This window comes from Salinivibrio socompensis S35 (assembly GCF_000513715.1).
Taxonomy (GTDB): domain Bacteria; phylum Pseudomonadota; class Gammaproteobacteria; order Enterobacterales; family Vibrionaceae; genus Salinivibrio; species Salinivibrio socompensis.
The window spans coordinates 1-14,101 of sequence record NZ_AQOD01000002.1; the positions used below are offsets into that span (position 1 = coordinate 1).

Sequence of the window (14,101 nt, forward strand, 5' to 3'; positions counted from 1 at the left end):
GGCCAAGTGATTGCGGTCGGCGGTGCAGACTTTCTTGCAAACCATTCGCGGTTTAACCTGGCCCTGGCGTTGTTCTTTGCCTTTATTTTGATGTGTGGCCTCATTAACCTCTCGGTCGGGTCTGCATCCGCACAATGGGCGATTACCGCGCCGATCTTTGTGCCGATGTTAATGCTGGTCGGCTATGCCCCAGAAACTATTCAGTCCGCTTATCGGATTGGCGATTCGGTCACTAACATCATTACCCCGATGATGAGTTACTTTGGGCTTATTTTGGCGGTGGCTTGCCGCTATGTGAAAAACCTGGGGATTGGTACCTTGATTGCCACCATGCTGCCCTACTCGATGATCTTTATGGTCGGCTGGAGCATCTTGTTCTATGTGTGGGTTTTTGTTCTCGGTTTACCGGTCGGCCCGGGGGCAGAGACGTATTACAACTTTAACCAGTAATCATCATCCGTTCTTTTTAAGGCAAGCGATAACGCTTGCCTTTTTTCTACGTATTTTTCCACTTAAGTAGGATTTTCATCCTCCCGCCAACGCGGTTATAGTAGTGCTATCTCAGTGATGGTAGCTAACAGATGACAATTCTTGCCGACAGTCAGGACCAACCGGCTTGCGACGCCCACTCTCTTGCCCGTGAGGCACACCTGAGTGAGGCGTTTAAACACAGTATTACGCCCTTTTGGCAACAACGTGAGCATGGCTTTTTCCACGGAGAAAGTGGCTTGCGTCTGCATTGGTGCAGCTTTACGCACCCACAACACACGCGTGCGGTGGTGGTGGTGAATGGCCGCATTGAAAGCGTCATGAAGTACCAAGAGATCTTTTATGACCTCTTCCAGATGGGTTATGACGTGTACAGCTTTGATCATCGCGGCCAAGGCTTATCGGAGCGGTTAGTCATTAAACCGCGTGATTTAGGGCATGTTGAACGTTTTAACGATTATGTCACCGATCTCGCGACCTTCATGCAAACTATTCGGGCGCATCGTCATTACGATCATACGGTGATGCTAGGTCACTCGATGGGAGGCGCCATTGCTACGCTCTACGCGCATCAGTATCCAAACGCCTTAGATGGATTAGCCATGACCGCACCCATGTTTGGCGTCCAAGTGAGCCCTTGGTTAGGTCGCATTGCCCCTTGGTTATGTCGCTCAATAGCTCGCTATCAACACCCGCCCCGTTTTGGGCCGGGGCAAGTGGGTTATCGTCATGTGCCCTTTGAGCAAAACCACCTCACCCACTCTCGGGCACGCTATGCCTGGTTTCGCCAGCTGTACATCAACCAACCTCAATTACAGATTGGTGGGCCAAGCGCGCGCTGGATTGCCGAAGGCATGGCCGCAGCCGAGCAATGTTTAGCGGTCGCACCACAATTCACCACTCCGACCTTGATCTGCCAAGCCGGCGGCGAGCAAATCGTCTCGAACCCAGCCATGTCTCAGTTTCATTATTTACGCCAACAAGCCAATCAACCCAGCCAATGGCAGTTTTTTGCTGGCGCACGACATGAAATCCTGTTTGAAACCGACACCCATCGTATTGCCGCCCTGTCAGCGATACGCGAGTTTTTTGATCGCCAATGTGATTGACCTGCTGGTCGCGACGACAACTAAACGCGGAAATCAAACAATGATAGTGTTCCCTTTTTAACCGCGATGAGTTGCAGTAGACTCAAAGCATACTGTGATTGTGATCGCCTGACCAATGAGGACATGATGTACAAACTCGTCGCTTCTGATCTAGACGGTACCCTGCTCACCCCTGAGCACCGTATCGCCCCTTACACCAAGCAAGTGCTGGAGCAGCTTCATCAGCAAGGTATTCACTTTGTGTTTGCGACCGGTCGTCATCATGTCGATGTCGCCAGCATTCGTGAAACGGTCGGTATTCCAGCGTATATGATCACCTCGAACGGCGCCCGTGTGCACGACAGTGATAACCAGTTGGTTTACCAACATAATGTTGATCCTGCTATCGTCGCGAGTCTGATTAAAGAGGTTAAATATGATGCAACCATCACCATTCACTTATATCGTGATGATGAATGGCTACTGAGCAAAATGGACGAAGAGCTTGCCCGTTATCATCAAGATTCCGGGTTCCAGGCCCGTGAATTTGACGTCGAAAATCCGCCCGTCGATAACGTGGCGAAGATTTTCTTTATCCGTCACGATCATGATTACCTACTGCAGTATGAGCATCAGTTTATTGCGCAGTATGGGGATCAGGTCAGTATTGCCTTCTCCACCCCTTTCTGCCTTGAAGTCATGGGGAGTGGGGTGTCCAAAGGGGCAGCCTTGGAGGCCGTCGCTCAGCGCCATCAGCTTAATTTAAGTGACTGTATTGCATTTGGTGATGGCATGAATGATGTTGAAATGCTCAACGCCGCCGGCCAAGGGCTAGTCATGGCAACGGCACAGGCGCGTGTGAAAGCGACCCTTTCAGACAAAGCAATCATTGGCAGCCATGCCGACGAAGCCGTCGCCCGCTATTTAAAAGCCCATTTACTAGCTCAATAACCGATTGATCATCCGCTTTTGGCGCCACCCTCGCTATGGTTATTCCCCCTCCATGGCGAGGGTGGCCTGCCGCCTTAATAGGCGCAAGTCTGTCTCTCGCTTATCACAAGGAGTTTATCGTGCCACCTATTCGTCATCTGTTCGTGATTACCACTGTGAGTGTGTTCAGTTTGGTGGGATGCAGCCAATCGTCTGGCCCTGTTGAGCTTGGGCACCGTAGCGATGTCGTGGCGTCAGGACTCAAACAATCACCTATTCCTTTTATGCAAAGCGGTCGCATCGCCGTGAGTCCCGAAACAGCCAGTTTCACTCCCTGCGGTAGCCAACAGCAGTACTGGCTCGACTTAACCACAGAGCAACGGGCGGCGCTTGACCAGCATGAGGCGTCGGTATATGGCGAATTCGAAGGTTTTTTTACTCCCGTATCTCGCCGCGGTTTTAGCGCCGATTACCCCGCCGCGGTCACCATTTCTCGCTTAAACATGCTGACCAGCGAGCTAAAAGGCTGCGCCCAACCACGGAATACCGTGCTGGCCGAAGGCAATGGCCCTCAACTATGGTCCGCCGCGGTCGGAAAAGGGCTTTTAGCGTGGGAAAGTAAAAACGATACCCACGAAGTCCCCTTAACGGGCCATCAGTTAAGCGAGAACCAGGCGCAATTTAGCAGCAAAGAGGCCGTTCTCACTCTCACAGCGAACGGTTGCCAGCAAAGTGAGCACACGTTATATGGCTGGCAAGCGCGTTTGAAAACAGCACAACATACGTTCCAAGGCTGTGCGGTTTTACCGTCAGCCGATACCAGCCAGCATTGGATGGGCCAATATCAAGCACCAGCCAACACGCCGGCCAGCCAGCATTAACCACCCAACTGACGTTACTGCCCGATCACAGTGCGATAACCACCTATCATCCGCAAGGAGAAGCAGTCACTAAAGAAACTGGCGTTTGGCAGCCGGTCGGTAACAATAAGGTACAAGTGCTCACCACTCGTAGTGGCGAGCAAATGGTGGTATCTGAGCGTATTTATCAACGCAGCGGCTTGTCCTTGACCGCAACCGAAGAGACCTTTAATGGCAATACGTATCCTTTGGGATCGGAAGGGTTAACACTTAAACGTCAGGTGAATGGCGCGGACAGCAGCCAACAATGACCTGGTATTCGTGGCTGGGCTTTCGCACAATAACGCGCCGTTAAAAAAGGAGACAATCATGGCGTGTTCGCCCTGCCGCCAATGCGGTTTTACCTATCACTGTATCTGTCACTGCTATTGGCCGCTTGAAAGCCAACTGCAATGCGTGCTGGTGATGCATGAAAACGAAGCTCAACGCCAATCCAACACCGGCAAACTGGTCAAGGCGGCCCTGCCTCACACTCAGGTGGAGATTTGGCAACGCAAACAACCACCGCAAGCCTTGCTCGACAGCTGGGCGCGCGGTGGTGTGTCACCTTGGTTGTTGTTTCCCAGTGATGATGCCGTCCCTGCCGATAGGTTATTCGCTGACGCGGATGCGTTAGTCTCTTGCGCGGATAAGTCAGCCTCTTGCGCGGATACGCCCATCGCCACCCCGAAAGAGCCTCGCGCGCCGTTACAGTTTGTAGTGCTTGATGCAACTTGGCAGCAGGCGCGCAAAATGCTCAATAAAAGCCCGTGGCTAAATCGTCTACCGCGGGTCAGTTTGCCGTCAACAGCCGCCTCGCAATATACGATCAGGCGCAACCAGCCACCGGGACACCTGTGTACCAGTGAAGCGGTGAGTGCCTTACTACGAAGCCAAGGCGACGTGAACGCTGCCACGCAACTAGACCATTTTCTCGTCCACTTTATGGAGCGCTACGAGGCCGACCGCCACCATCACACCGATCCTCTGCCCGCCCCCAAGATGCTAACGTCAAAGTAGTGAAGTAAAAGGCGGCTGCATAAAAAACGCCGGGCACAGCGCGCTGCGATGCCCGGCGTTTAAGCGGTTTATGGGTTACAGTTTAAAGCGGCTGATCTCTTGCTCGAGACTATGAGAGAGCTCGGATAAAGTGGCCGCTTGACGGGCGGCTTCATCGGCTTCGGTCGATAGCTCATTCGACACATCACGAATGCCCTCTGAGTTACGGGTGATCTCCGACGTGACGCTCGACTGCTCTTCCGCTGCCGAGGCAATTTGTGTCGCCATATCACTGATTTGACTCACCGCCGCAACAATTTGACTCAGGCTCTCATGTGCCACGCTCGCCTCATCGACACTGGTATGTGCTCGTTGTTGGCTATTTTGCATCATGGTCACCGCGCGACCGGTCGCCTGCTGCAAGGTATCAATCATCTGTTGAATTTCGGTGGTTGAGGCATGGGTGCGTTGACTCAAAATACGCACCTCATCCGCAACCACGGCAAAGCCACGGCCTTGCTCCCCCGCACGCGCGGCTTCGATCGCGGCATTCAACGCCAGCAGGTTAGTTTGCTCGGCGACATTCTGAATGGTCGATAAGATACTAGTGATGCTGTGCGCATGCTGGTCGAGCTCACTGATCACACCGGTTGCCGCCTCAACGTCATCCGCCAACTTGGTGATCGCGTGTTTACTTTTCTCTACCTGCTGGCCGCCATCGTTGGCGACGCTTTCGGTCTCTTGGGCGGTGCGTGCGGTGTTATCGGCATTGCCGGCAATATCTTGGGTCGCCGAAGCCATTTCATGGATAGCGGTCGCCACCATATTGATTTCATCTTGCTGATGACCAATCCGGGTAGAGCGCTCTTCCGCTTGCGCCGCGGTCAGCTCGGCTTGTTGCTTGAGCGAGCCAGACAGCTGACGTAAGTGCGACACCATAGTGTGCATGTTGCCGACAAAGCGGTTGAAGTTGTTGGCAAGTTTGCCAATTTCATCATTACTGTGTGGCTCAAGGCGCTGGGTTAAGTCCCCTTCACCGGAGGCAATTTCTTCTAGCGCGGCGGATACATTGAGCAAGTCACGGAACAACACGTGCATCAACCACGTCACAGCTCCGGCGACCAACAAGGTAATAATGAGAGCTGTCAGCATCAGATCGAATAAAGCATCACCCTGGCTGGCGTATTCGGTGCGCTTATCCAGCTCAATCGCCAGTACCCAATCGGTGTTGGGAACCGACGCAAAGTAAAACAGTTTATCGACCCCATCGACAGGCAATTCCACCAACGATTGCTGTGCCAATGCCTGACGCACGCGGTTTTCATTCAACTCAGGGGACAGGCTGCGATACGGTTTTAGCAAGCGCGCTTTGTCTTTGTGGGCGAGAAAGGTGCCATCGGCGCCTAACAGCATCGCGTTAGCATTTTTGCCCACTTTCAATTGGGTCACGTCGCGGATCAGCTGGTCAATCAACACATCCGCGCCCACCACACCCATCAATTCGCCATTACGACGCACCGGCTCGGCCAAGGTCACCAGCATCGCACCGGTAATCGCATCACTGTAAGCGGTGGTAATAATCGGGCTACCTGCACTCACGGCTTGCTTGTACCACAGGCGGGCGCGAGGGTCATAATCATCGCGGTTGCGTTCAGGGCGCGAGCGATACATGGCGCCTTGGGTAGTACCATAGTAGATATCGTCAAACCCACCGGCCTCACGTGCCTGCTGTAAATAGCTCACACGATGGCTACTGCTGGTGTAAGCGGTAAAGGCGCTGGTGATATCAGCACGGATTTGCACCCAACCGCTGATCGACTCAGTCGCCGCATCGGCGATACCACTGACGCGGCTATAGATGCTCGACTGGGTTTGGGCTTGAATTTGGCTTACAGCAAGCCAGGTGAGAAAGGCGGCCATCAGCAATACAGCAGATAAGCATGCCCCAATTAATTTTTGTTTTAGTGATAACTGCATGGGAACGGCTCTCAAAGCAACGACAGGTTAATTCCAAACTCCCCGATAACCGAGGTAGCAATAGTGAACAGCCGTCACCCCGTCCCTAGGGTACCGCGAGCCCATCCAGCGCGTCGCGGGTTCACAGCGCCGGATAATTTTTATCCGACATGGCAAGCGCGCTAATGTATCAACACTGAGACAGGATTGCCATTTTTTAGACAAAAAACAGTCAACTAGAGAGCACTTAGAATCAAGATCACACATACTGCCCGGCCACCCAGCCGGAGCTCCAGGCCCATTGGAAGTTATAGCCGCCGAGCCAGCCGGTGACATCAAGCACTTCACCGATAAAATACAGGCCGGGGATATCTCGCGCTTCAAGGGTTTTCGAGGAAATTGCGTGGGTATCTACCCCGCCAAGCGTCACTTCTGCGGTGCGGTAACCTTCGGTGCCGTTTGGGGCAATAGACCACTGATGAACGTAGTGATGAAGCTCATCGATCTGCTTGTCATCTAACTGCTTGAGCGGTTTATCCGGCAAGTTATCACGCGCAATTAAGATCTCAACCAAGCGTTTGGGAAACAGACGAGCGAGTGAGGTCTTTAAGGTTTGATTGGGGTGCTTATCACGCATCGCTACCAGCACGTCTTTCAGCGACTCACTGGGGAGTAAATCGATAGTGACCGCTTCACCCGGTTGCCAGAACGAGGAGGTTTGCAATACCGCCGGCCCTGATAAGCCGCGATGGGTAAAGAGCAGGTTCTCGCTAAAACACACGCCAGATTCGGTAGTGATCGAACACGGTACCGACACCCCGGAAATATCGGCGAAGCGGGTTTTGTCTTCTTGGTGCAACGTATACGGTACCAAGGCGGCACGGTGGGTAGCACCTTTAAGCCAAATTGTTCGGCGAGCTGGTAACCAAAGGGCGTGGCGCCTAATTTGGGCATGGAAAGGCCGCCCGTGGCCACCACCAACGACTGGCAGCGCACCGGATCGCCATTGAGTTTGAGGCGAAAGCCAGTGTCCTCTTGCTCGATATCATGCACTTCACAGCGATAACGTTGACTGATGGTGGGTTGGTCGCATTCGGCCAAGAGCAGGTTAACGATATCTTTGGCGCTGTCATCACAAAACAGCTGGCCGTGGTCACGCTCGTGATACGCCACGCCATAGGTTGCGACCAGACCAATAAAATCCCATTGGGTGTATTGTGCCAACGCTGATTTGACGAAGTGCGGGTTTTCACACAGGAAGTTATTGGCGGTGACGTCATAGTTAGTGAAATTGCAGCGTCCACCGCCCGAGATCAGGATCTTGCGACCTGGTTTTTTAGCATGATCCACCACCAAGACGCGGCGGCCGCGTTGACCAGCTTGTGCCGCACACATTAATCCGGCGGCACCCGCGCCAATCACAATTACATCATACTCAGTCACACGCTTACCTGTTTATTCTCTGCTCACCCAGTGGGAGCGGCATTGTAGCAGCCAGTACGTGAGCGGCAAGCGCGATTTAACGCACCTACGCCTCAGGTGACGGCCTCATTGCAGCTGCACCTTGTTCTATCATACTTTGATCCATATGTAGCGTGCGGGTAGGAAAGGCGATATCCGCACCGTGTTGATGAATAATTTTAATCACTTTTAATAACACGTCTTGTTTAACCTGATGATAACGCTGCCAGTTGACGGTTTTAGTAAAGGTATAAATAAAGAAATCGAGCGAATGTGGCCCAAAGCTGTTGAAATTCACAATCAAGGTTTGCCGCGTTTCAATATCTGAATGAGCTTCGAGCATGGCGTAGACACCGTCAATCACCGCGCCGAGTTTATCGGCATCTTGATAGCGCAGGCCAATGGTTTCATAGATACGACGATTTAGCATCCGCGAGGGGTTCTCGACCACGACGTTGCTAAACACCGAATTGGGGATATATAAGGGGCGCAAATCAAAAGTGCGGACCACCGTCATGCGAATGCCAATTTTTTCTACCGACCCTTCGATATTGCGGTCGGGTGAACGGATCCAGTCACCCACTTTAAATGGGCGGTCAAAATAGATCATCACCCCACCGAAGAAGTTGGAGAGCAAGTCTTTGGCGGCAAAACCGACAATTAAGCCCCCATGCCGCCAACCGTCAGCAGCCCAGACACACTGACGCCTAGGCTTTGTAGCAATGTAATCACCCCCATACAGACGGCGAGTGAGCGTAAGACGTTGCCAATCGCATTAATCGTGGTGTGATCACGGCGTCCTTCGTCAAACAACAGCTGCTCACCACTATTGACTAATCGAAGTAAAAACCAGATCAGTAAGAACACGATCAGCACTTCTCTGATCACGCTTACCCAGCTTAAATCCAAGTGTCCGGCGGTGTTATCGAGAAATATTTCCAGGGCATGGAGTACAGGCCAGCCCCAGATAAAAAGCGAAAATGGCGTATCAATCGCCGGCCACAAGACATCATCCCAGCGTGTTTGGGTCCGTTCTGCCAGTGTCTTTAAGCGACTCATGACCACACGCCATATCACCCATACGATGACCCCCATTCCCATAAAAATAACAATATTCGAGATCCACTCCCACGCGGCGGCTTGATAGAGTGACTGCCACCATTGGATTAGGCTTTGCATGATTCCCTCACGGTTAGGGTGTTTAGGCGTTAATGCTTGCCAGACTAGCAAAAAAAATGCTGACCGAAGTCAGCATTTTGTCTAAAGGATGATTATCCGTTTACCAGCCCGCAAAAGCGACAAGAAAAAAGGTCGCGAGCAAGGCACCGGACAGCGCAACATTGAGCGTGAACAGGTGACGCACTTTATTGCATTTCCCGACAAACACCTCATCGTGATGATGAAGATACTCTTGGCTACGAATGTATTGATACAAGCGTTTTTGGCGCGAAATGTCGCCTTGGGGTGATAAAGTGAAAAAATTACTCTCTCGACGACAGATTTGCTGGTAAAGCAGCGGGTTGGCATCACGTAACATCACGACCAAAGCCCGCAATGACGAGACATAGCGTGCGAGATTTATCACTGTCACTGTGAACACAGCCACAATCAGGATATCACCGTTCATAGTCCTCTCCCTCCACTACGCTGGATAGCGGTTCAGAGGGAGAGGTTACTCAATTACTCTCCCGCAGAGCCGTCCATCACTGACGTAGATGATTCAACTGCCATTGATGCCAAGTCTTTGTCGATAAAGAACAATGCCTTGCCATCTTCGCCGACTAACTCGATCTTATCGAGCACGCCTTTAAACAACTTCTCTTCTTCATGTTGCTCCGCCACATACCACTGCAAGAAATTAAAGGTTGAATAGTCTTGCGTGGTAAACGCGGCATGCGCCAAACTGTTTATTTTCTCCGTGATTAAGCGCTCGTGTTGATAGGTTTCGCGAAACACCTCGCCTAACGACGCAAATTCATGACGTGGTGCGTCAATCGAACCTAAAACAGGCATCGCCCCCGTTTCACTCACATAGGTGAACAGGCGCTGCATATGCTGCATTTCTTCCTGTGCGTGCTTGTGTAAGAATTTCGCCGCGCCTTCAAAACTATGGTCCTCACACCAAGCACTCATTTGTAAGTATAGATTTGATGAGAAAAACTCCAAATTGATCTGCTCATTGAGCCTGTCAACCATGGCAGGTGCTAGCATATAAAACGTCCTCTTTATTTGGGGTTAGCTGCCATTCTGACCAGCAGCACGTTGGTTTTCAAGCGGATTACGCCGGCAATGTCCAGCGGCACCGATTCTTATCTCGAATTTATGACCCGTCTCATTGTCGAATTCTTAATCGGAATGCGATCACCGTGACGGATTTTGCTTCTCAAGCTGGTTAGACTGCCTCTACAACCTCGTATAAAAAGGATAACTCTATGTCATACAAGCATATTTTGGTTGCGGTTGATTTATCAGATGACAGTGAAAGGCTGCTGAAGAAAGCCGACGCTCTCGCTACCGCCTTAGGCGCACAGCTCTCGTTGGTGCATATTGACGTCAATTATGCCGAGCTCTATACCGGACTGATTGATATTAACTTAGTCGAATCACGTAACCGGGTGATTGAAGAAGCCCAGCAAAAACTGAACCAGCTGGCCAGCGACGCGCAAAGTACTGTCACGCATACTTTGGTTAGTAGCGGTGATTTAGCTGAAGAGATCACCGAGTCGATTCAAAACATGGGCATCGATTTGGTGGTCGTCGGCCATCATCAAGATTTCTGGAGCTCGTTGTTGTCGTCGACGAAACAACTGCTTAATAAAACCCCGGTTGATCTTTTGATGGTGCCGATCCGCGACTGACCCCGTCTCGCGACCCGCATGGACAGAAGGCGGGTCTTTCCGCCTTCTGCGCTTTTAACCATACGCTGACTGGGAACCGATTGCGTCCTAGAAGCGAAACGGTACACTGCCCTTTTACTCACGTTATCGAAGGAACCGAGTTATGGGGTATCTTAGCGGGGTGACACTGCTGTGGGCCTTTTCATTTAGCTTAATTGGCGTGTATCTGGCCGGCCAAGTCGACAGTTACTTCTCTGTATTGATGCGTATCGTACTGGCAGGGTTGGTGTTTTTACCTTTCTTACGTCCTCGCCAAGTGCGACCCGCGTTTGCCGCCAAATTGATGTTAGTCGGCGCGTTTCAGCTTGGCATCATGTACTGTTTCTTCTATCAGTCCTTCTTATTCTTATCGGTGCCAGAAGTCTTGCTGTTTACCGTTTTACCCCGCTTTATGTCACCTTAATTTACGATGCGTTAAAACGGCAGTTCAGCGCTTGGTATCTGCTCACCGCCGCTCTTGCCGTACTCGGTGCGGTCGTGATCCGCTATGCCACCGTCAACCCTGATTTTTTACTCGGTTTTTTGGTGGTGCAAGGCGCGAACCTGTGCTTTGCCATTGGCCAAGTCGGTTACAAATATTTGATTGAGAAAGAGCAGACTCCCCTTCCCCAACATGCGATATTCGGTTGGTTTTATCTCGGCGCCTTAGTGGTAGGGATTTTAGCTTTCGCACTACTGGGTAACAGCAACAAGCTGCCCTCTACGCCAACCCAGTGGGGTGTATTAATTTATCTAGGCACCATCGCCTCTGGGCTGGGCTATTTCTTTTGGAATAAGGCGCTACCCTCGTCAATTCAGGGGCACTCGCGGTGATGAACAACGCGCTGATCCCAGCCGGCATTGTAGTCAATGTGGTGATTTGGAACCGCGACGCTGAGTTAATGCCATTATTGACTGGCGGCGCGCTGATCCTCGCCGCACTTTGGTTTAACCAAACGTGGGTGAAACGCCGGGTCGCCGTCCAACGGGATGCCGCCCAACGCTCTCAGTGAGCACTGAATAAAAAAGGCAGGTGACTCACACCTGCCTTATGCCATTTCTGTCTCTTTGGGTGTCACTGAGATATTGTGCCAGGTTTAAATAAACGCAAACGCATCCGAGTACAGTTGATCACGACTCACGCCACGCTCTTTACAGAACATATCGCGTGCCACGCCTGCCATTTCAAAGCGGCCGGCAATATAGATATCGTAAGCGCCGAGGCTAACAAAATCTTCCATGACCGCTTCTAACACATTACCGACTTTGCCTCGCCACTCGCCTTCCGCCTGTTCAACAACTGGCATAAACGTAATATTACTATGCGATTCAGACAGTGCTTGCAGCTCGTCATGCGCATAGAGCTGACAAGGTGTTCGTGCGCCCCAATAAATAAAAATGGGTGACTGCACCTCTTGACTAATACAGTGATCCACGATGCTGCGCACATAAGAAAACCCGGTCCCGCCGGCAATCAACAGCAAGGAGCGCTCACTTTCACGCAGCCAAGCATCACCGGCAGGCTCGGTGATTTCAAAATTCGCTTCACCACTTTCTAACAAGGCTTTGGCTTTTTCGACCACTTCGAGCGCGAACGGGTTTTCGTCCGCCGCTCCCACATGGAGTTCCAGCTCCGCACCATCTTCACGACATGGGCTACTTGCCAGCGAAAACGGGCGTTTGTCTTTTTCGCCCATTACCGCCATCACATATTGTCCCGGCTGGTAGCTCACCGCTTGCTGCGGTTTCAGGATGATGCGGTAGGTATGACATGCCAACGGCTCAACGGCTGTCACTTCACATAGTATCGACATTCTGTTCCTCTGTTCGTTTTGCTACAGCCGATGAGGTTATTAGAGGCGGTATCGTCACCGCCTTTGGCTGTGTTTATCGTTAACGTTGAATGCTAGCGCTTTCCAATAGGGTTAGTCCACGATGCCTAATTCATCCCAAATCGCGTCGACGCGTGCGACCACCTCTGGATCTTTAGCAATCGGCGTGCCCCACTCACGGTCAGTTTCACCTTGCCACTTGTTGGTCGCATCGAGCCCCATTTTAGAGCCGACGCCAACCACCGGCGACGCAAAGTCGAGCGAATCAATCGGTGTGTTTTCCACCATCACGGTGTCGCGCGCGGGATCCATTCGGGTGGTGATCGCCCAAATAACATCATTCCAATCACGCGCATTCACATCGTCGTCACACACTATCACAAACTTGGTATACATAAACTGGCGCAAGAAAGACCACACGCCCATCATCACGCGTTTCGCATGCCCAGGGTATTGTTTTTTCATGGTGACCACGGCCATCCGGTACGAGCAACCTTCCGGAGGTAAATAAAAGTCGACAATTTCAGGGAATTGCTTTTGCAAAATGGGCACAAAAACTTCGTTCAGGGCCACACCCAGGACGGCAGGCTCATCCGGTGGCCGCCCGGTATAGGTGCTATGATAAATTGGCTTTTTGCGCATGGTTAGATGCGTCACGGTAAACACATGATGGCGCTCAACTTCGTTGTAGTAGCCCGTGTGATCGCCATAAGGGCCTTCGTCGGCATACTCGTTCGGATCGATATACCCTTCCATCACAATCTCGGCACTCGCCGGCACATCCAAATCGTTACTGATGCTCTTTGCCACCTCGGTTTTACTGCCGCGCAATAAGCCCGCAAAGGCATATTCAGATAGCGTATCTGGCACCGGAGTAACGGCGCCGAGAATGGTGGCCGGATCCGCACCATAAGCAACGGTGACGGGAAAGGGTTCACCAGGATGGGTTTGCATCCAATCATGCAAATCAAGCGCGCCACCACGGTGTGCGAGCCAGCGCATAATCACTTTGTTTTTGCCGATTTTTTGCTGGCGATAAATGCCGAGGTTCTGCCGTTTTTTATTCGGCCCACGAGTAATGGTCAACCCCCAAGTAAGCAAGGGAGCCACATCGCCAGGCCAACAACGCATCACTGGAATATTATCCAAGTCAACGTCATCACCGCTGAGTACAACTTCTTGGCAACGCGGACGCCGGACTGTCTTGGCGGGCATATTTAATACCTGACGAAACACAGGCAGCTTGTCTAACGCATCACGAAATCCTTTAGGGGGCTCAGGCTCTTTTAAGTAGGCAAGCAGTTTGCCGACTTCACGCAGTTCAAGCACATCGTGTCGACCCATGCCGAGCGCCACACGCTTGGGGGTGCCAAACAGGTTTGCCAATACTGGCATGTCATAGCCAATGGGGTTCTCAAACAGAAGGGCCGGCCCGCCCGCTCTCAGGGTGCGGTCGCATATCTCAGTGATCTCTTGGTCAGGATCCACTGGCTGCGTAATGCGTTTAAGCTCACCTTGGGCTTCAAGGTACGCAATAAAATCGCGCAGATCGGAAAGTTTCATATCAGGCT

General features: G+C 51.8%; 11 protein-coding genes and 4 pseudogenes. 8 read left to right on the top strand and 7 right to left on the bottom strand.

The window, feature by feature from the left end; all coding sequences use genetic code 11:
- The 6 genes from DZ54_RS17630 to DZ54_RS0100080 form a co-directional block, all read left to right on the top strand.
- The coding region (locus tag DZ54_RS17630; RefSeq protein WP_037353117.1) for an AbgT family transporter at positions 1–450 on the top strand (450 nt) is incomplete at its 5' end.
- Between the two features lie 131 nt (positions 451–581).
- Entirely contained in the window at positions 582–1,598 is a 1,017-nt protein-coding gene (locus DZ54_RS0100060; RefSeq protein ID WP_025672673.1) for an alpha/beta fold hydrolase, read from the top strand.
- A 126-nt stretch (positions 1,599–1,724) separates the two neighbouring features.
- On the top strand, positions 1,725–2,528 hold the full coding sequence (locus DZ54_RS0100065; protein WP_025672674.1) for a Cof-type HAD-IIB family hydrolase: 804 nt from the start codon (positions 1,725–1,727) through the stop codon (positions 2,526–2,528).
- Positions 2,529–2,647: 119 nt separating this feature from the next.
- Complete coding sequence (locus DZ54_RS0100070) at positions 2,648–3,388, top strand: hypothetical protein (protein ID WP_025672675.1); 741 nt, start codon at positions 2,648–2,650, stop codon at positions 3,386–3,388.
- Entirely contained in the window at positions 3,337–3,678 is a 342-nt protein-coding gene (locus DZ54_RS0100075; RefSeq protein WP_025672676.1) for a hypothetical protein, read from the top strand. The genes DZ54_RS0100070 and DZ54_RS0100075 overlap by 52 nt, the downstream gene beginning before the upstream one ends.
- Positions 3,679–3,736: 58 nt before the next feature.
- Positions 3,737–4,426, top strand: coding sequence for a tRNA-uridine aminocarboxypropyltransferase (locus DZ54_RS0100080; RefSeq protein ID WP_025672677.1), 690 nt, complete (start codon positions 3,737–3,739; stop codon positions 4,424–4,426).
- A 75-nt stretch (positions 4,427–4,501) separates the two neighbouring features.
- Here DZ54_RS0100080 and DZ54_RS0100085 read toward each other — a convergent pair whose 3' ends face one another.
- From DZ54_RS0100085 to ftnA, 5 genes and pseudogenes are all read right to left on the bottom strand, one after another.
- On the bottom strand, positions 4,502–6,382 hold the full coding sequence (locus DZ54_RS0100085; protein WP_025672678.1) for a methyl-accepting chemotaxis protein: 1,881 nt from the start codon (positions 6,380–6,382) through the stop codon (positions 4,502–4,504).
- A gap of 307 nt (positions 6,383–6,689) precedes the next feature.
- Positions 6,690–7,756, bottom strand: a pseudogene (locus DZ54_RS17635) (BaiN/RdsA family NAD(P)/FAD-dependent oxidoreductase); the annotation flags it as partial.
- A 133-nt stretch (positions 7,757–7,889) separates the two neighbouring features.
- Positions 7,890–9,001, bottom strand: a pseudogene (locus tag DZ54_RS17640) (mechanosensitive ion channel family protein).
- A 100-nt stretch (positions 9,002–9,101) separates the two neighbouring features.
- Positions 9,102–9,449 carry a universal stress protein UspB gene (locus tag DZ54_RS0100100; RefSeq protein ID WP_025672679.1) on the bottom strand — a complete coding sequence of 116 codons (348 nt, stop codon included), beginning with the start codon at positions 9,447–9,449 and terminating at the stop codon, positions 9,102–9,104.
- A 53-nt stretch (positions 9,450–9,502) separates the two neighbouring features.
- A complete protein-coding gene (ftnA, locus tag DZ54_RS0100105; protein WP_025672680.1) occupies positions 9,503–10,033 on the bottom strand; it encodes a non-heme ferritin in 531 nt (176 codons plus the stop codon).
- 221 nt (positions 10,034–10,254) lie between these two features.
- Between ftnA and DZ54_RS0100110 the strand changes: the two genes are divergently transcribed.
- Positions 10,255–10,680, top strand: coding sequence for a universal stress protein (locus DZ54_RS0100110; RefSeq protein WP_025672681.1), 426 nt, complete (start codon positions 10,255–10,257; stop codon positions 10,678–10,680).
- A 142-nt stretch (positions 10,681–10,822) separates the two neighbouring features.
- Positions 10,823–11,711, top strand: a pseudogene (locus DZ54_RS17645) (carboxylate/amino acid/amine transporter).
- Between the two features lie 84 nt (positions 11,712–11,795).
- Here DZ54_RS17645 and fre read toward each other — a convergent pair.
- Together fre and ubiD are read right to left on the bottom strand one after the other, a co-directional pair.
- Entirely contained in the window at positions 11,796–12,512 is a 717-nt protein-coding gene (gene fre / locus DZ54_RS0100130; protein ID WP_025672685.1) for an NAD(P)H-flavin reductase, read from the bottom strand.
- Between the two features lie 141 nt (positions 12,513–12,653).
- Positions 12,654–14,093 (bottom strand): annotated as a pseudogene (ubiD, locus tag DZ54_RS0100135) (4-hydroxy-3-polyprenylbenzoate decarboxylase); the annotation flags it as partial.
- Positions 14,094–14,101 lie beyond the last annotated feature (8 nt).

Bases quoted from the DNA above. Each gene is read 5' to 3' on its own strand.
- fre (WP_025672685.1), bottom strand. From the start codon at position 12,512: ATGTCGATACTATGTGAAGTGACAGCCGTTGAGCCGTTGGCATGTCAT.
- DZ54_RS0100085 (WP_025672678.1), bottom strand. From the start codon at position 6,382: ATGCAGTTATCACTAAAACAAAAATTAATTGGGGCATGCTTATCTGCT.
- DZ54_RS0100065 (WP_025672674.1), top strand. From the start codon at position 1,725: ATGTACAAACTCGTCGCTTCTGATCTAGACGGTACCCTGCTCACCCCT.
- DZ54_RS0100110 (WP_025672681.1), top strand. From the start codon at position 10,255: ATGTCATACAAGCATATTTTGGTTGCGGTTGATTTATCAGATGACAGT.
- ftnA (WP_025672680.1), bottom strand. From the start codon at position 10,033: ATGCTAGCACCTGCCATGGTTGACAGGCTCAATGAGCAGATCAATTTG.
- DZ54_RS0100100 (WP_025672679.1), bottom strand. From the start codon at position 9,449: ATGAACGGTGATATCCTGATTGTGGCTGTGTTCACAGTGACAGTGATA.
- DZ54_RS0100080 (WP_025672677.1), top strand. From the start codon at position 3,737: ATGGCGTGTTCGCCCTGCCGCCAATGCGGTTTTACCTATCACTGTATC.
- DZ54_RS0100060 (WP_025672673.1), top strand. From the start codon at position 582: ATGACAATTCTTGCCGACAGTCAGGACCAACCGGCTTGCGACGCCCAC.